Origin of the sequence: Pedobacter aquatilis, from assembly GCF_032678405.1 — a bacterium.
GTDB classification, from domain to species: domain Bacteria; phylum Bacteroidota; class Bacteroidia; order Sphingobacteriales; family Sphingobacteriaceae; genus Pedobacter; species Pedobacter aquatilis_A.
Map to the genome: position 1 here is coordinate 39778 of NZ_JAVTSJ010000004.1, position 17478 is coordinate 57255.

The window sequence follows — 17478 nt, forward strand, 5'->3', positions numbered from 1 at the left end:
AAGACATGAACATTTTTCAATATAAAAAAAACGCTCTGCTTGGCCTGATGCTATTCTTTGTTTTAAATACAGGGGCACAGCAGGTAGTTAAAAGAAACTGGTTAAATTCGGCATACGATAAGGTTTACGCTGCTGCAGAAGCATTCCCTGACCTTAAAAGCTGGCAAAGTGAACAGGCAGCAAGCTCAATTAAAGCTGTACAGGATTTACCCGACAGTACAAAACAAAAACTTTTAAAACAGGCCGATAAAGCGTTTCAGTATAATTGGCCATCCTTACCTGCATCTTTATACCTCGATTATAAATTGACGGGCACAAGGGTTAACTATGAAAATTTGCAGGGAGAGCGACGTAAAATACTGGCGCATCTGGTAGCAGGCGAGCTGATTAGCAATACAGGCAAATACATCCCTCAGATTGTAAACGGGCTTTGGTTAATTCTTGAGGAAAGTACCTGGGTTGCTCCGGCACATATTGTTGTCCAAAAAGAAGGTGCAGATTTAGCCAACATAGAAAATCCATATATCGATTTAAATGCTTCCAGAACAGCACTAACGGTAGCCACAATTTATAACGTACTTGCTCCAAAATTAGGGGCTTATTCGAAAGTGATTAACGGGAGAATACTATACGAACTAAACCGCAGGATTTTTGACCCTTACCTTAAATATGATAACTTCTGGTGGATGGGCTTTAAAGGTAATTCGGTAAACAACTGGAACACTTATATTAATGCAAACAGCCTTCAGGCGGCAATGCTTACAATGGAACCTGGTAAACAACTTGATGCGATAATCCCTAAAATTTTAAAGAGCACAGATAACTTTATTAACCAGTACCCGGAGGACGGAGGTTGTGATGAAGGACCATCTTACTGGGATATGGCCGGAGGCAGACTCATCAGGTTAATGACCATACTAAATGAAGCATCGGGAGGGAAACTGAGCTGGAATGATAAACCACTTATTCACAGGATCGGCAGCTACACTTATAATATGCATATCGCTGACCGCTATGTTGTTAACTTTGCTGACGCTTTTTCCAGATATGGACAGAATCCGGAAAGCGTTTACCAGTATGGTTTAATGTTTAAGGATGAGAAACTTAAAAATTATGCTGCCTTTCTTTTTAAATCAGCAAACAGGCAGATTTCATCTGATGATATCAGCGATTTTCTGGCAATATCGAATAGTTATCAGGCACTTTCGCGTACCGATGCTGCTGCACCATATCCTTTATATGCAGTATTTCCGGATTTGCAGGTTTTCAATGCAAGGCAAAAAGCCGGAAGCACGCAGGGTTTGTTTTTTGCAGCAAAGGGAGGGAATAATGCCGAAAGCCACAACCACAACGATATTGGTAATTTTATAGTTTACAATAACGGAAAACCTGTATTAATCGACGTTGGCGTAGGCGTATATACCAGTAAAACTTTTAGCAGCAAACGCTATGAGCTTTGGAACGTACAATCGCAGTGGCACAATTGCCCTACCATAAATGGTGTTCAGCAACATGATGGTAAGTCTTATGCAGCAGCAAATTTTAAGTTCGGGAATACCGCCAGCATGGCCACAGTTGCTATGGATATTGCCCAAGCTTATCCGGTTGCTGCGGCAGTTGATAAATGGAAACGAACTATTTCCCTTAACAGGACAAAAAATGAAATAAGCCTTATCGATGAAGCTGTTCTGAAAAGTTATCAGGCGCCAACGGAACTGAATTTTATAAGTCCTTTAACTGTAGAAATTAAAGGGAACAGCCTGATACTCGGAAAAGATATGGTTCTTAATTATAACACCGAACAATTCGACGTAAAAATAGATGAACAACAGGTAGATGATACAAGACTTGCTGCGGCATGGGGCGATAAAATTTATCGCATCCGTTTCATCACCAAACAAAAAGGCAAAGTTGCAACCTATAAAATATCATTACACGCGGCGAAAAAACAATAAAAATACCGCTTTTAAACACACATCAATCCTCATGATTTTAAAGAAAATTAGCATTCCTATTTTCCTGATTTTAATAACAGGCAGCATCGGTTTTGCCCAAGCACCGAAAAAAGATATGGCGCAATTAATAAACGACGAATTCAAATTCGCTATACAGCAATATAAAACATTGGCTAAAAATATACCTGACGGTAAAACCCCTCAAAGTTTTGAAAATGGAAAACCCGTAAACTACGATATCAAGTGGTGGTGCAGTGGTTTCTATGCAGGGAGTTTATGGTATTTGTACGAACAAAGCCATGATGCAGCAGTAAAGACCGAGGCAGAAAAGGCTTTGAAAGTTATCGAGCCAAACCAGACTTATACAGGCAACCATGATTTAGGTTTTATGATGTATTGCAGTTTCGGGAATGCCTATCGTTTAACTGCCAATCCGGAATACAAGACGGTTATACAGCGCTCAGCAGCCTCGCTGGCAACACGTTATCGTCCTAAAATAAAATCTATCCAGTCGTGGAATAAAAATAAATACTGGGATTGTCCTGTGATTATTGATAATATGATGAACCTTGAAATGCTAAACTGGGCAAGTGAAAATGGAGGAGAAGGGAAATTTAAGGAAATTGCTGTTGAACATGCCAATACAACTTTAAAAAATCATTTCAGGCCCGATTTCAGTTCATACCATGTTATTGATTATAATCCTGAAACAGGTGCTATTAAAAGAAAGGCAACCTGGCAAGGTGCGGCAGATTGCTCTGCCTGGGCACGTGGACAAGGCTGGGCTTTGTATGGTTATACCATGATGTATCGGTTTACAAAAGATGAGGCTTACCTTAAACAAGCCAAAGGTATTGCTCATTTTATATTAAACCACCCAAATTTGCCTGCCGATAAAATTCCATTCTGGGACTTTGATGCACCGGGGATTCCCTATGCCAAACGTGATGCTTCGGCAGGAGCATTAATTGCTTCGGCCTTACTTGAACTTGGTCAGTATTCATCGCCCCAGGAAAAAACAGTATTCAAAACTGCTGCAGAAACTATGATTTATGCACTGGCAAGTCCTGCATACAGGGCTAAACTTGGTGATAACGGAGGCTTTTTATTAATGCACAGCACCGGGGCGTATCCTTTAAACAGTGAAATTGACGTGCCTTTGGTTTATGCTGACTATTATTACCTCGAAGCTTTATTAAGATATAAAAAATGGTATTTGTAAATAAGAAGTTTTCGAAAATGAAATATGGATTGCTGTTCATTTTTTTTATTACTTGTAAAACAGTTGGTGCACAGCAGAAGCAAGCAGCAACAGGGCTTCAGGAACGTAGCTTTTGGGTAAAGAGCCTATATAAAATTGCCTATCCGGTTATTCACAACCTGGCGAATGAAACTTTAAAGAAGAACATGCCGCTGGAGCATAATGTCAATTATGGACTGAACTTAACCAGGGTAACTTATCTGGAAGCCTTAGGACGTACGATGGCAGGGGTTGCACCATGGCTTGCATTACCGGACGATAACACCGAAGAAGGAAAAATGCGTAAAACCATGCGCCTTGAATTATTAAAAGGGCTTGCCAATTCAGTTAATCCGGAAAGTCCTGATTACATAAGTTACCGCAATGAAAATCAGCCTATAGTAGATGCAGCCTATGTAGCGCAGGCATTTATAAGGGCGCCGAAAGCATTATGGGAACCATTGGATACCATTACTAAAAAAAGATTTGTTGAAGAGTTTAAGTCGTTGAGAAACCGGAGTGGTGCCTATAATAACTGGTTGCTTTTTGCTGGTTTAACGGAAGGTTTTCTCTTAAGCATTGGTGAACAGTACGACCCCGCGAGGATTCAGTTTGCGGTAAATAAAATGAAGGAGTGGTATGTTGGCGATAGCTGGTACAGCGACGGTGAAAAATTTAGCATGGATTATTATAATTCTTATGTAATACACCCAATGCTGGTTGATTTGCTTAAAATTCTGGTTGATAAAAAGAAAGCCTCGCAGGCAGATTATGATTTAGCTGAAAAAAGAATGGTTAGATATGCTGAATACCTGGAAAGAGTTATTGCACCTGATGGTACTTATCCGGCATACGGCCGTTCCATTACTTACCGTACTGCCGTTTTTCAGGCACTTGCACAAACCGCTTTGCTGGAAAAACTCCCTGATGATATAAAACCCGGACAAGTGCGGAGTGCTTTAACAAAAGTAATGCATAATATGTACGAAGGAAACCAGAATTTCGATGATAAAGGCTGGCTGGTTTTAGGCTTTAATGGCCATCAGCCAATGGTTGCCGACATTTATACATCAACGGGTAGTTTATACATGGCAACGCTTGGTTTTTTAACTTTGGGTTTACCTGCCAGCAATCAATTCTGGGCGGATGCCCCTGCGCCCTGGACAAGTGTAAAAGCATGGAGCGGCCAGGCCTTAAAAAAAGATTATAAAGTTGAATATTAGCCTTTAATTGAATGCTGTTAAAAAGAAAATACATGAAAAAGAGCACCTTTTTGTTATTAATGCTCGCCAGTTTTAGTTTAAAAATGCAGGCACAGGTAAAACCTGCAAAACCCCCACATAGTTTTAAAATTGAAAATGGCAGTTTTATACTTGATGGTAAAGCTATTCAGATTCATAGCGGAGAAATGCATTATGCACGTATTCCAAAACCATACTGGCGCCATCGTTTAAAGATGATGAAAGCAATGGGTTTAAATGCTGTTGCTACTTATGTTTTCTGGAACTACCATGAAACAGCTCCGGGTGTGTGGGATTTTAAATCGGGTAATAAAGATGTGGCCGAGTACATTAAAACTGCACAGGAAGAAGGTTTATTTGTAATTCTTCGTCCAGGCCCATACGTTTGTGCGGAATGGGAATTTGGTGGTTACCCCTGGTTTTTGGCAAAGGTTCCGGGAATGGTTATCCGTGGAAACAATACACAGTACCTAACTGCCACAAAGGCCTACTTTACCGCTCTTTATGGTCAGGTAAAGGACTTATTGGTTAGCAACGGTGGACCCATTATTATGGTTCAGGGAGAAAATGAATTTGGTTCGTATGTGTCGCAACGAAAAGATATCAGCCTCGAAGATCATAAAAAATACAGTGCAGCTGTTTTTCAACAGTTAAAAGATGTTGGATTCAATGTGCCTTTTTTTACATCCGATGGAAGCTGGCTGTTTGAGGGTGGTGCTTTGCCTGGCGCATTGCCTACTGCGAATGGTGAAGATGATGTAGCAAAACTCAAGGAAACAGTTAATAAATTTAATGGCGGAAAAGGGCCCTATATGGTAGCCGAATTTTATCCCGGATGGCTAGACCACTGGGCAGAACCTTTTCAGAAAGTCAGTTATAAAACGGTAGCCAGGCAAACACAGAAATATTTGGATGCTGGTGTTTCCTTTAATTATTATATGGTTCATGGCGGAACTAATTTTGGCTTTACTTCGGGCGCAAATTATGATAATAAACATGATATTCAGCCTGATTTAACCAGTTATGATTACGATGCGCCAATTAGCGAAGCCGGATGGGCCACGGCCAAATACGATACTTTGCGCAGTATGCTCAAAACTACAACAACACCTGCTGTTCCGGCACGTATTCCCGTAATTACCATACCTGAAATTGTTTTGGATAAAGCGGTAGACCTGGAGGATATAAAAAATAGAATAACACCTGTAAATGCAGATAAACCATTAACATTCGAAGAACTTAATCAGGGGCACGGTTATGTATGGTACAGTAAGAAATTTAACCAGCCCATAAGTGGAAAATTAGAACTGAATGGATTAAGGGATTATGCCTTGGTATATGTTAATGGCGTTAAGGTAGCAGAACTGAACAGCTATTATAAAAAATATGAATGCGATATTGATATTCCATTTAATGCTACGCTAGATATTCTGGTCGAAAATATGGGCAGGATAAATTACGGCGCAAAAATTATCAACAGCGCAAAAGGTATTGTTTCACCTGTAATCATAAATGGCCAAAACATTACCGGAAATTGGGATATGTTTAAGCTGCCTATGGAAAACGCCCCAGACTTAAAAGGATTAAAAAATACTGCTGAGCGAGAAAGACCAGCACTTTATCAGGGCAGTTTTAACCTGACAAAAACTGGCGACACTTTTCTGGACATGGAAAAATGGGGTAAGGGCATCGTTTTCATCAATGGAATAAACATTGGTCGTTACTGGAATGCAGGGCCACAGCAAACACTTTATGTACCAGGATGCTGGCTGAAGGCTGGTAAAAATGATATCGTCATCTTTGAACAAAAAAACGACGTTATTCATAAATCGATAAATACGGGGGCCAGTCCGGTTCTTGATAAAATGTAGACCAAGACTGTTTATGATTTAGGTTTGAATATTTTTCAGTTCATTTATTGACAGTCGCTTTAGACGCTGTTTTTGGCTGTTCTTAAACCATATCCAGCTACATACAATTCCCCAGATGATCTGAGCAGGCAGGAGGGTTCCCCTCACAAAGCCACTCAGTTCATTCGATTTTTTATAAATGTAGGGAACAAAGTGTACTTCAGGTTCTGTTTGCCAGTAAAGGTAATAAATCATGAACATCCTGATTCCTGTAATCAGCAGCACGGTAGTCATAACTGTTAAAGGTTTTTTGTCTGTCAGATTTAATTGAATAATTAATCCTAATACAATGAAAGCATAAACAATAAGTTCAACTATAAAAAAAGCAACATGTACAATGTTATAGGTAGGACTATAGCCTAGTTCAGGCGTATGCAGGTAAGCCAGAAAATCTATACATTCTAAAAGCAGAAACAAAGCATAAAAACCGTATAACCAGATACCCCATTTCAATGTTGTATTACCCGTACTAAATTTGGTTTCGCTATGGGTTAATACATTTTGTTCATTACTTTTCATAACTACTGGATTAGGTTGTTGCCTATACAGAAAGATTTCTTTCCCAAAAAGCAGCACAGCCTGGGTAGCCACTGTCAAACGCAAAGACAGTGGCACCTTGGGCAGCTGGAGAGACATTAATACATCATCATTTTATGGCATGGGATTTCGTACTGTGGTTCCTGATGAAATGGCCCAGATGCCAGGAATTTTAGCTGGCAAAATTAAATTTACCCTCAAATAATTTTCCAACAACGGGAAGCGGCTTACTTACCTCACTATTTGCTGCAACAATACCCAGCAATAAAAAAACAATTGTTGCTACGCTTAGGATAAGGGATAGGAAATAAAGTGATGGAATTATACTCACCACAATTGTTAATATTATTCCCAGAACAAAGCTTGAGATAATTAAACCTAAAGATTGTCCCAAATGGTAATTTACCAGCGGATTTCTATCCTTACTTTTTTTGTACTGTAAATAAGCTACCACCCATCCAATGATGGTAACATACGCCAGAATGGCCATCGTTTTGTTTGACATAACTAGATTTTTTTTTAGATTGAGAAATAAAATTATCTGAAAACAAAATTAGGCCTCAGGCTATCTCCAGCCAAAGAAACAGCGGCTACAATACGTCTACGATTAAGAAACTGGGCGTCTACAAATCGTCTACAACAAAATATACAATGCTTTGTTAAATGTATATTCGTTTAAATCTATTGCCATTATAAAACAATCATTCTACCCGATAAATGACAAAGAAAATTGCTGTTCTCCTCTATATTTTATCCATTCAATTTGTTGTAACCGCAAAAGCACAGCAGCTGGTTATCGACTCTTTAAAAGCCGTTTTGGCAAAAACAGAAAAAGCTGATAAACCCATTGTTATGGCCGAATTAGCCAGGGCCAGCTACGAAACCGATGTAAAAAAGGCGATCAGTTTGGCCATGAATGCAACTAATTTGGCCAAGATGGAAAAAGACAAAGGCGTTATTTCCTTTTGTTATGCTACAACGGGGCATCTTTTAGCAAGAAAAGGGCAGGAAAAGCAAGCTTCACTTTATATTGATAGCGCCGTAACATATAGCCAGAAATCAACGAATAGAATTTATAGTGGTTTTGCATGGTTTAGAAAAGGGTGGTTCGAACTCACCAATGGTGATAACGAAAAAGCCATGGCAGCCTTTATTAAGTCGGATAAATTACTCAAAGAGATTCAGAACCCAAAAGCATTTAGTTACCGTACACTGATTAACCATTATGCTGCCAGTATATACGCTTATGGAAGCGATACACTTAAACAACACAAGTATGCACTTGCTGCTTTGCAGATGGCCCGGAAAAGTAAATACCCTGATGATATTCAGCTAGCTTACATGACCCTTGCACATAGTTTTTTCTCTGCTTTTGAAGCAAATGTTTCCAGGAGAAACCTGCTCGATTCGGCTATTTATTATTATCGCAAAGCGGGAAATACCTATCGCCTTAACCAGGGAAAAATCCTGCTTCAAAGCAATGCTTCGGTAACGGCACTTAATATGGCTAATATCTATTTTAAATATTTTCCACCGCAGTTTCAGGATAGCGCAAAAAGATATGTTAATGATGCGCTTACCATAGCGAGGAAAACAAATACGCCTGAAGTTATTGCCAATTGTTATGGGATACTGAGTGAATATGCCATGCGGAATGGACAATATCAACATGCAGAAAACTATTTGCTTACCGGCATAGCTGAACTTAACCGTTCGATACCGGGTGTAGATATTACCCGTTCAAGAATGATGATGGGGTTGGCCAATCTGGCCGAACAAAGTGGCGATAAAACTAGAGCCTTAAACTATTACAAACAATATATCGAGTATTATAAAAAGGTATTTGATGCCCAAAAGCTGACTGCAGTACAACAATTGGAAGAACAATACCAGGCAGAACAACGTAACCTTGAAATTGCAAGACTACGCGAACGGGCAAATTTAAACAGACAGATTAACTGGTTGTATGTCGCTATTGGTTCAGCAAGTATACTGGTTCTGGCATTGTTACTTGGTTTTTATCATTATAAACTTAAGGCTTCGCAGCAGCGGATGCTGATTTCGCTCCAGGAAAAACAGGAAGCTGAATTGCTGGCTTCATTGGGTGAGCAGGAACGCGAACGTATTGCCGCGCAACAGGCATTACTACAAGACCGGACTGAATGGCTGGAACGTGAATTACTTGCCGGTACACTCAAAATTGAAGAAAAAAATACCATACTCGAATTGCTAAAAGAAAAGTCGAAAAGTTCTGCCGACGTTGCAGCCAGAAGTATTGGCCGAATTATTACGCAAAACCTGCGTATGGACCGGGAGAGCGCCGACCAGCACAACGCCATCGGCGATATCCACCCCGGATTTTTTAGTGCATTGCAAGAACGTGCTGGAGAGGTGCTAACCAAACTCGATCTTAAGTATTGCTCGTATATCTTAATGGGACTCGATAACAAAGAAATTGCCAACCGTTTGGGTGTTGAGCCAAAAAGTATACGTATGGCAAGGTATAGGTTAAAACAAAAGCTAGGTTTAAAAAAGCAAGACAACCTCGATTTAGTTGTGCGCTCGTATGATAAGCGTTATCAGGAACCTGAATAATACACATTCAGTTGTAATTGTATGCGAGTTAAAATTGCAAATCGACACCTTAATTTGCTGAAATTACAATCTCTTATTGATTTATTTTTGCAGCCGTCAATTATTATATGACGAATGTATTTATGAAATTAAATTATAAGCAGGCAGTTTTACTAACCTTATTGGCAGCTTCATTATGGGGAGTGTCGGGAACTTTCGGACAATTTCTTTTTAATAAAAGAAACGTAAATGTTGAATGGTTAATCACCGTTAGGTTATTAATATCAGGTTGCTGTTTATTGTTGTTCGGCAGGTTTGGAGAAAAACAATATCTTTTTGAGATCTGGCAAAGTAAAAAAGATATTATTCAACTATTGATTTTTGCCGTTGCGGGTATGCTTGGTGTTCAGTACACCTATTTTGCAGCAATTAAGTATTCCAACGCGGCTACAGCAACGGTATTGCAGTTCATTGGGCCAATTATTATTGCGATATATCTGGCGATAAAAAACAAGCGGATTCCGCCCATTGTAGAATTGCTGGCAATACTCATGGCGGTAACAGGAACATTTTTACTGGTTACCCATGGTCACTTTGATAGCCTTTCAATTTCTTCAAAAGCACTGTTCTTTGGAATTGCTTCTGCCTTTACTTTGGCTTTATACACACTTCAACCAAAGCAGTTAATGCAGCGTTATAATTCTTCAATTGTTGCAGGCTGGGGCATGTTGATTGGAGGAATTGTTTTCTGTTTCGTTCATTCCCCCTGGGATATTGAAGGAATCTGGGATGTTCAAACCATTATAAGTTTAGCGATGATCATCGTATTTGGAACATTAATAGCTTTCTATTCCTATTTAAGCGGGGCTAAAATAATCGGGGCACAGAAAGCAAGCTTGCTTGCATCAGCCGAACCACTTGTTGCAGTATTAATTGCTGTTACATGGCTTAAGACATCGTTTATCCTTATTGATTGGATGGGCAGCCTGCTAATCGTTTCTACTATCTTTCTTTTAAGCAAGCGAAAATAATCAATACTAATTTGCAGTTTTGTAGGATAAAACGGGTTTTATGCAGGATAAATTTGATCTGGAAATTTTAAAAATATTGCAAATAGATAATCAAACTTCACAACGCGATATTGGAGATCGGGTAGGGCTTTCTGCGGCAGCAGTACAACGACGGATTAAACGATTGAGGGCAGATGGTATCATCATGTCAGACATATCGGTTGTTAACCGTGAGCTTGTGGGAAACCCCATCACCATCCTTGTAGAAGTATTTTTGAATAGCGAAGAAATTGAGCTGATTGATGAAGTTAAGCAAACTTTCGTATCTACCCCCGAAGTTCAGCAATGTTATTATGTAACAGGCGAATCTGATTTTATACTGGTCATTATAACTCCTTCTATGGCCGATTATGAAAAACTAACCAGACGTATATTCTTTGCAAATAAAAATATTAAACGCTTTCGTACAATTATTGCAATGGAACTGGGGAAGGTTGGTCTTGCATTTCCGCTTAATATCAATGATTAAATCTTTTTTGAGCAAATTTGTGATGTTTCAGGGAAGAATCTTAACAAAAGCAAAGATCATTCTAAAGGTTTAAAAGCTACTCTTATTATTATCGGATACTGGTTATGGAATGCGATAATCAGCTAATGTCTATGTTTTTTTTACATTATCATAAAGTTTCTTTTCAATCAAAATACTCACTTTAGTGTTTATAAACGAACAAGCGCAAAAGGTTAGATGAAATCAGAGAATAAACAGACATATCACTTCTCCATATTCGGAGTTGTTCTATTTTATCTGTTAATTTCACTTTCCAATATCTTTCTTTTACCAAATCTTTCAGTACTCAATACTTCAAATAATCATTTCGATAAACAAACCAGCGTTAACCTGGCAACTAAAGGCACTGAGCTTGGCCGACAGTTTAAGTGTGTGTTAGAAGAACGAAAAAAAGCACCCGCCTTATCGCAGATAAGTTTGCTGCTTAGTGCATTTATTGTTGTTGGTCTTTTTGTATCGCTTTTCAGGCATAATCCCATACTGCTGCCAAACAGCCGTAATGTTCATCAAAATATTCCCATTTACATTTCTGTAAGCGTATTCAGAATCTGAGATTTTCCAATTTCTTATTAACAGGATGGTGCTAAACATGGCAATAAATTGCTTTCGTTTACCCCTAACCTGTAACTATTAATTTATCTTTTTCTGATTTACATTTTTTTGAAATGAAACGAATTCAACAGGTTTCCTGTTTCTTCCTTTTCTTATGTTTTGGGCTGCAGGCAAGCGCCCAGGATTTTTCCAAACCACTTGCCATTCGCGATTTGCTTGATCATGTGATCGCTTTTTCGCCTAAACTGGCTGCTGATTCTGCTGCTATTCAAATCAGCGAATCTTTGCTTAAAGAAACAAATGCCAACGCCTTACCCAATTTAAAGCTGAGCTACCAGGCAGACCTGGGTTCAAATAACAATGTTGCGGGACCTTATATGGCTTTTGGTTTAGTGCCATCAAATTCGCGTGGGGTAAGAACGGCCAGCAATATGCAGGCATCATTGAACAACCTTGGCATTGTTTCACTCGATTGGGAAGTATATAATTTTGGCGCTTACAAGGCCGCTAATGAAGTTGCTAAAGCTTCGGTAGCAGCAGAGAAATCAAGATTTGCGCAAAGTGGTTTCCAGCTAAAGGCCATTGCGGTAGATGATTACCTGAGTTTAATGAAAATTCAGGATTTACTTAAAATACAGAACAATAACATCGAACGGAATGATCAGATTAACCGTTCCATCAGCTCGCTTGCCAGAAGTGGTATCCGCCCGGGAGTAGACACCAGTATCGCAGGAGCAGAGCTTTCGAAATCGAGACTGAATTATATTGAGCTTGAAAATACCTATAAAAAGATTCAGCTCGATATGGAAGCCATCAGTGGTATTAACCGGAACCTGATTATTGCTGATACCGCTTTACTTGATAAACTACGTTTGCTTGAAATCAGCCTTTCCGTAAAACTTACTGACAGCTCTTCGCATCCTTTGCTGGACTTTTATCGCAAAAGTTATCAAATCAGTCTGGAAAAGGAGGCTTTAGTGCGGAAATCTTATAACCCCAAAATTAACCTGCAGGCTGCGGCCTGGTCGAGAGGCTCGAGTATTGATGCCAATGACAATTTCAATAGTTTAAGCACTGGACTTGATTGGCAACGGCAAAATTATTTCGTGGGCATTGGTGTGAGTTATAATCTTTTCGACTTGAAAAGAAGGCAATTAAAATTGCGTACACAAAAGGCCAACAGTACTTATAACCTCAAAGCCTTGCAGGAGGAAAGGCAATTGCTAAGTAATTCATCATTACAGGCTGATGTGGAGTTACAAACCGCGCATAAGCGATTGATAGAAATTCCTAAACAACTTCAGGCCGCCCGTTCGGGGTATCGTCAGAAACTTTCCTTATACAAAAACGGATTGACGGATATTATCGAACTCAATGCCGCATTGAATATTTTGTACAGGGCAGAAACGGATTATGTAAATGCGAAATACCTGTACAGTCGTGCGCTTTTTCAAAAAGCAATCGCAACCAATCAAATAGATTCCTTATTAAATTCTTTAAAATAAATATATATGTCGATGGTTACCTCGGCTTTAAAGAAGCCGATTACAACAGTTGTAATTACCGCCAGCCTGCTCATTTTTGCAGTGCTGAGTGCGCTTAAAATTCCGATTGATATTTTTCCTCAGCTCAATGCGCCAACCATTTACGTTATTGAGTCTTACGGAGGCATGTCGCCCCAGCAAATGGAAGGGTTCTTTTCAACACGATTACAGGATCAGTTTCTGTATGTAAATGGAGTAAAGAATATTACCGCAAAGAATATCCAGGGTTTAACCATGCTTAAACTCAGTTTTTATGAAAGCACCAATATGGCCGAGGCTTCGGCACAGGTGGCCTTACAGGTTAACCGGGCCATGAAGTTTTTCCCACCCGGTGCACTTCCGCCTCAGGTGGTACGTTTTGATGCATCTTCTTTACCTGTAGGGCAGTTGGTATTATCGGCCAAAAGCCGAAGCTTAAAGGAGATTTACGATATGGCGGCAACACGTATCCGCCCGATGTTTTCTTCAGTGGCGGGGTTGTCGGCACCACCACCTTTTGGTGCCAATTCACGTTCCATTACCATTAGTGTAGATCCGAGCAAACTCAGGAGCTATAACCTTACACCAGATGAAGTAGTCGCGGCATTATCGAAGTTTAATGTCATGTCGCCTTCGGGTAATTTACGTCTGGACAATACCATGATGGTGACTTCCATGAACTCGCTGGTAAAGCAGGTAGATGAGTTTAATAAGATTCCAATTGCCACTAAAAACGGTGTATCAATTTTAGTTAGAGATGTTGCCCGTGTAGCTGATGCGGCCGACGTCACTGTAGATTATGCCCTGATTAATGGTAAACGTTCTGTGTACATTCCGGTTGTTAAAACTGCTGATGCGTCTACCTGGTCGGTTGTGCAATCATTAAAGAGCAAAATTCCAGAAATGCAAAGCCTTTTGCCGGATGATGTTCATATTTCTTATGAGTTCGATCAATCTGTTGCCGTAATCAATTCAGTAAAAAGTTTAATTACCGAAGGAGGATTAGGTGCATTGTTAACCGGTCTGATGGTACTGCTTTTTCTGAGAGATTTAAGAAGTAGCTTAATTGTGGTCATCACCATTCCGGTATCGATTATGATCGGGGTGTTGCTTTTAGGGATGTTTGGTCAAACCATCAATATCATGACTTTGAGTGGTCTGGCCCTTGCTATTGGTATTCTGGTCGATCAGGCTACGGTTACAATTGAGAATATACACCAACACCTGGAAATGGGTAAGCCCAAGCGTGAAGCCATTTACGATGCCTGTGAGGAAATTGCCTTTCCCTTATTGCTCATTTTATTATGTATCCTGGCTGTATTTGCGCCATCATTCATGATGAACGGAATCCCGAAAGCGATGTTCCTGCCGTTATCATTATCAATAGGTTTTACCATGATTGTATCATTTGTTGTAGCACAAACGCTTGTGCCGATATTAAGCAACTGGATGATAAAGGCTGAGCGCTATCAGCACTATCACCATGGCGACATCCATGCACACGCAGGTGAAGCTTTGGATGAGCGGGAAAAAGAACAGGTGAATTCACATCTTGAAGCTGAACAGAAAGCGCCGGAAAACAACGACTTTTTTGAGAAAGTTAAAGTCAGATTCATCGCTACGATCAACAAATTGATGCCAAGGAAGAAAATGGTTGTGCTGTTTTACCTTTTTGGCGTAGTAGCCCTTGCCGGATTGGGTTTTGTATTTATAGGTAAAGATATGATGCCTAAACTGAACAACGGGCAGTTTCAGATTCGGATTAAGGCACCTGATGGTACCCGGCTGGAACGGACGGAAGAGAAATTTAAGCAGGTATTAGCCATTATCAATCAAACCGTAGACAATCACGTGGCAGTAAGTTCGGGCTATGTGGGGCTTATACCCAGCAGTTATGGAACGAGTAATCTCTATATTTTCAATACAGGAACACACGAAGCCGTATTGCAGGTAAATCTCGATGAAGATTACAAGGTAAATATGGATGAGCTGAAAGATGCATTGAGGAAGAATATTGCTTACAAACTGCCTGAGCTACGCATCACCTTCGAACCAATTGATATGACCGAAAAAATCATGAGTCAGGGAGCAGCTACGCCAATTGAAATCAGGGTTGCAGGTAAGGATATGAACCAGATTGAAGCGTTTTCAAATAAAGTAATCAAGCAATTGAAAAAAATTGATTACCTGAGGGATATACAGATTTCGCAGCCACTACATATTCCTGTGGTTTCGATCACTTTAGATCGTTTAAAAGCTGCGCAGTTTGGCTTAAATGTGGTCGATATAGCACGTTCCGTTACAGCAAGTACTTCTTCAAGCCGTTTTACGGAGAAAAACCAATGGCTGGATGAAAAAACGGCCTATACCTATCAGGTACAGGTACAAGTACCGGAATATGTAATGAATACCATGGATGAGTTGAAAGAAATTCCTTTGGTAAAAGGGCAGAGTAGTCCGGTGCTGGGTGATATTGCGACTTTTAATACGAGTTATGTTCCCGGTGAATATGACCGTACAGGCCCCAGACGTTTCTTAACGGTAAGTGCTAACATTCACAAAAAAGATTTAGGAACAGCAACTGCGGCGGTTCAGAAAGCCCTTAGTGAAGCAGGAACGCCACCAAAAGGATTGACTGCTGAAGTGAAAGGTATGTCGAGTTTACTTACTGAAACCTTATCCAGTTTACAAGGTGGTTTGGGCTTTGCTATATTGGTGATATTTTTGCTGCTTGCAGCGAATTATCAGTCGTTTAAACTCTCTTTAACAGTACTCTCTACTGTTCCTGCAGTGATTTTAGGATCACTTGCTGCTTTACTGTTAACCGGATCTACACTGAACCTACAAAGTTATATGGGTATGATCATGTCGACAGGCGTTTCGGTGGCCAACGCAATTTTGATCGTTACCAATGCCGAAAAACTTCGGTTGGAGTACAAGGATGCCACGAAGGCTGCGGTAATGAGTGCCGGTATTCGTTTAAGACCGATTTTGATGACCAGCTTTGCCATGATCGCAGGAATGATTCCAATGGCTTCCGGTATGGGCGAGTCGGGTGAGCAAACTGCACCATTGGGTAGGGCGGTGATAGGTGGATTGCTGTTTTCTACCCTTGCTGCCTTATTTATCCTGCCACAGGTATTTGCCTGGGTACAACGCAAATCGAACCTGGAGGAACCTAATTTAATGCCAAGAAAATCAAAAATTTAATGCCAAGAAATAAAACCATGAAAATAAAATTCATACCCGTACTGATTTTAATGACAGTACTTGCTGCCTGCTCTGGAGGAAATAAACCAGTCGATATCAGTCCTGAAAAAAGTAATAAAGAAGCTAAATATGAAACCGTAAAAGTGGAAGAGCAGGCTTTATCGAGCTATACACGCATACCAGGAGTGCTTAAGCCCTTCAATCAGGTAAATATTTTTCCAAAGGCAAATGGCTTCGTAAAAAATATACTGGTCGATTTAGGTGCAAAAGTAAAAAAAGGGCAGTTGTTGATGACACTCGAAGCGCCGGAACTGGAATCGCAATTACAATCGGCCAATTCACGATACCTGCAATCGAGGGAAAATGCATCGGCAAGTGCCGAAAAATACAGAAGACTAAAAGAAGCCGCTAAAGAAGAAGGCGCTGTTTCACAACTGGATCTGGACAATGCCTTATCAAGGATGCGTGGCGATAAAGCCATTGCAGAAGCTGAACGCTCTAATGTATCGTCTGTTCGGACCATGCAGGATTACCTTAAAGTTTATGCCCCGTTTGATGGTGTTATTGTTGATCGTAATGTTTCTCCCGGTGCGTTGGTATCAGCAGGTAAAAACAGCGATTTGCCAATGCTCGTACTGCAGGATTTAACGCACATGCGCTTAGAGGTATCCATTCCCGAAGATTATGTAGATAAAGTTGATCTGGAGCAACAGGTAAGCTTTCATTTCAATGCCTTACCCGGCGAACAAAGAAAAGCTAAGATCAGCCGTTCGGCCAATTCATTGGGTAATATGCGCCAGGAAACAGTTGAAATAGATGTAGCCAATCAGGATAACCGTTTAAAGGCGGGGATGTATGCAGAGGTAGAAATTCCTTTAAAATCCGGCGCAACTTCATTATTAGTACCAAATTCAGCAATAGTACGCTCTACTGAACGTAAATATATTGTTGGAATAAAGGATGGAAAAGCGCATTTAATTGATATTAAAGAGGGCATGAAAGGAAACGATCTGACCGAGGTGTTTGGACAGTTAAAGGCAGGCGAAAGCATTATTTCACCTGCGAATGATGAAATTAAGGAGGGAGAAAAGCTGTAATTGGTTCGAAGTGGAGTTGGTAAAACTGACCCCACTTTTCTTGAAATAGCCTGCTTTCGCT

13 protein-coding genes are annotated in these 17478 nt (G+C 40.1%); 11 read left to right on the forward strand and 2 right to left on the reverse strand.

Going from position 1 to position 17478, the window contains the following annotated elements; all coding sequences use genetic code 11:
- Positions 1 to 5: 5 nt before the first annotated feature.
- The 4 genes from R2R71_RS11775 to R2R71_RS11790 are packed head-to-tail and all read left to right on the forward strand — an operon-like array spanning position 6 to position 6307.
- Positions 6 to 1955: a heparinase II/III family protein gene (locus R2R71_RS11775; RefSeq protein ID WP_316831467.1), complete on the forward strand. Its 1950-nt coding sequence runs from the start codon at positions 6 to 8 to the stop codon at positions 1953 to 1955.
- A 31-nt stretch (positions 1956 to 1986) separates the two neighbouring features.
- Positions 1987 to 3177 carry a glycoside hydrolase family 88 protein gene (locus tag R2R71_RS11780; RefSeq protein ID WP_316831468.1) on the forward strand — a complete coding sequence of 397 codons (1191 nt, stop codon included), beginning with the start codon at positions 1987 to 1989 and terminating at the stop codon, positions 3175 to 3177.
- Entirely contained in the window at positions 3165 to 4418 is a 1254-nt protein-coding gene (locus R2R71_RS11785; RefSeq protein ID WP_316831469.1) for a DUF2264 domain-containing protein, read from the forward strand. The genes R2R71_RS11780 and R2R71_RS11785 overlap by 13 nt, the downstream gene beginning before the upstream one ends.
- A 32-nt stretch (positions 4419 to 4450) precedes the next feature.
- The gene (locus R2R71_RS11790) at positions 4451 to 6307 is read left to right on the forward strand and encodes a beta-galactosidase (RefSeq protein ID WP_316831470.1); all 1857 of its coding nucleotides are present in this window, start codon (positions 4451 to 4453) and stop codon (positions 6305 to 6307) included.
- Between the two features lie 18 nt (positions 6308 to 6325).
- On the opposite strand, the gene R2R71_RS11795 is transcribed toward R2R71_RS11790, so the two are convergent.
- Positions 6326 to 6865: a hypothetical protein gene (locus tag R2R71_RS11795; RefSeq protein WP_316831471.1), complete on the reverse strand. Its 540-nt coding sequence runs from the start codon at positions 6863 to 6865 to the stop codon at positions 6326 to 6328.
- A 190-nt stretch (positions 6866 to 7055) separates the two neighbouring features.
- Positions 7056 to 7388, reverse strand: a complete 333-nt coding sequence (locus R2R71_RS11800) for a DUF4870 domain-containing protein (RefSeq protein WP_316831472.1) — start codon at positions 7386 to 7388, stop codon at positions 7056 to 7058.
- A 212-nt stretch (positions 7389 to 7600) separates the two neighbouring features.
- Here R2R71_RS11800 and R2R71_RS11805 point away from each other — a divergent pair, with 212 nt between their 5' ends.
- From R2R71_RS11805 to R2R71_RS11835, 7 genes are all read left to right on the forward strand, one after another.
- The gene (locus R2R71_RS11805; protein ID WP_316831473.1) at positions 7601 to 9478 is read left to right on the forward strand and encodes a LuxR C-terminal-related transcriptional regulator; all 1878 of its coding nucleotides are present in this window, start codon (positions 7601 to 7603) and stop codon (positions 9476 to 9478) included.
- A gap of 122 nt (positions 9479 to 9600) precedes the next feature.
- Positions 9601 to 10488, forward strand: a complete 888-nt coding sequence (locus R2R71_RS11810; RefSeq protein WP_316831474.1) for a DMT family transporter — start codon at positions 9601 to 9603, stop codon at positions 10486 to 10488.
- Positions 10489 to 10528: 40 nt separating this feature from the next.
- The gene (locus tag R2R71_RS11815) at positions 10529 to 10996 is read left to right on the forward strand and encodes an Lrp/AsnC family transcriptional regulator (RefSeq protein ID WP_316831475.1); all 468 of its coding nucleotides are present in this window, start codon (positions 10529 to 10531) and stop codon (positions 10994 to 10996) included.
- A gap of 216 nt (positions 10997 to 11212) precedes the next feature.
- Entirely contained in the window at positions 11213 to 11587 is a 375-nt protein-coding gene (locus R2R71_RS11820; protein ID WP_316831476.1) for a hypothetical protein, read from the forward strand.
- Between the two features lie 113 nt (positions 11588 to 11700).
- On the forward strand, positions 11701 to 13092 hold the full coding sequence (locus R2R71_RS11825; RefSeq protein WP_316831477.1) for a TolC family protein: 1392 nt from the start codon (positions 11701 to 11703) through the stop codon (positions 13090 to 13092).
- A gap of 6 nt (positions 13093 to 13098) precedes the next feature.
- The gene (locus R2R71_RS11830; protein ID WP_316831478.1) at positions 13099 to 16320 is read left to right on the forward strand and encodes an efflux RND transporter permease subunit; all 3222 of its coding nucleotides are present in this window, start codon (positions 13099 to 13101) and stop codon (positions 16318 to 16320) included.
- Positions 16321 to 16337: 17 nt separating this feature from the next.
- Positions 16338 to 17417, forward strand: coding sequence for an efflux RND transporter periplasmic adaptor subunit (locus tag R2R71_RS11835; protein WP_316831479.1), 1080 nt, complete (start codon positions 16338 to 16340; stop codon positions 17415 to 17417).
- Positions 17418 to 17478 lie beyond the last annotated feature (61 nt).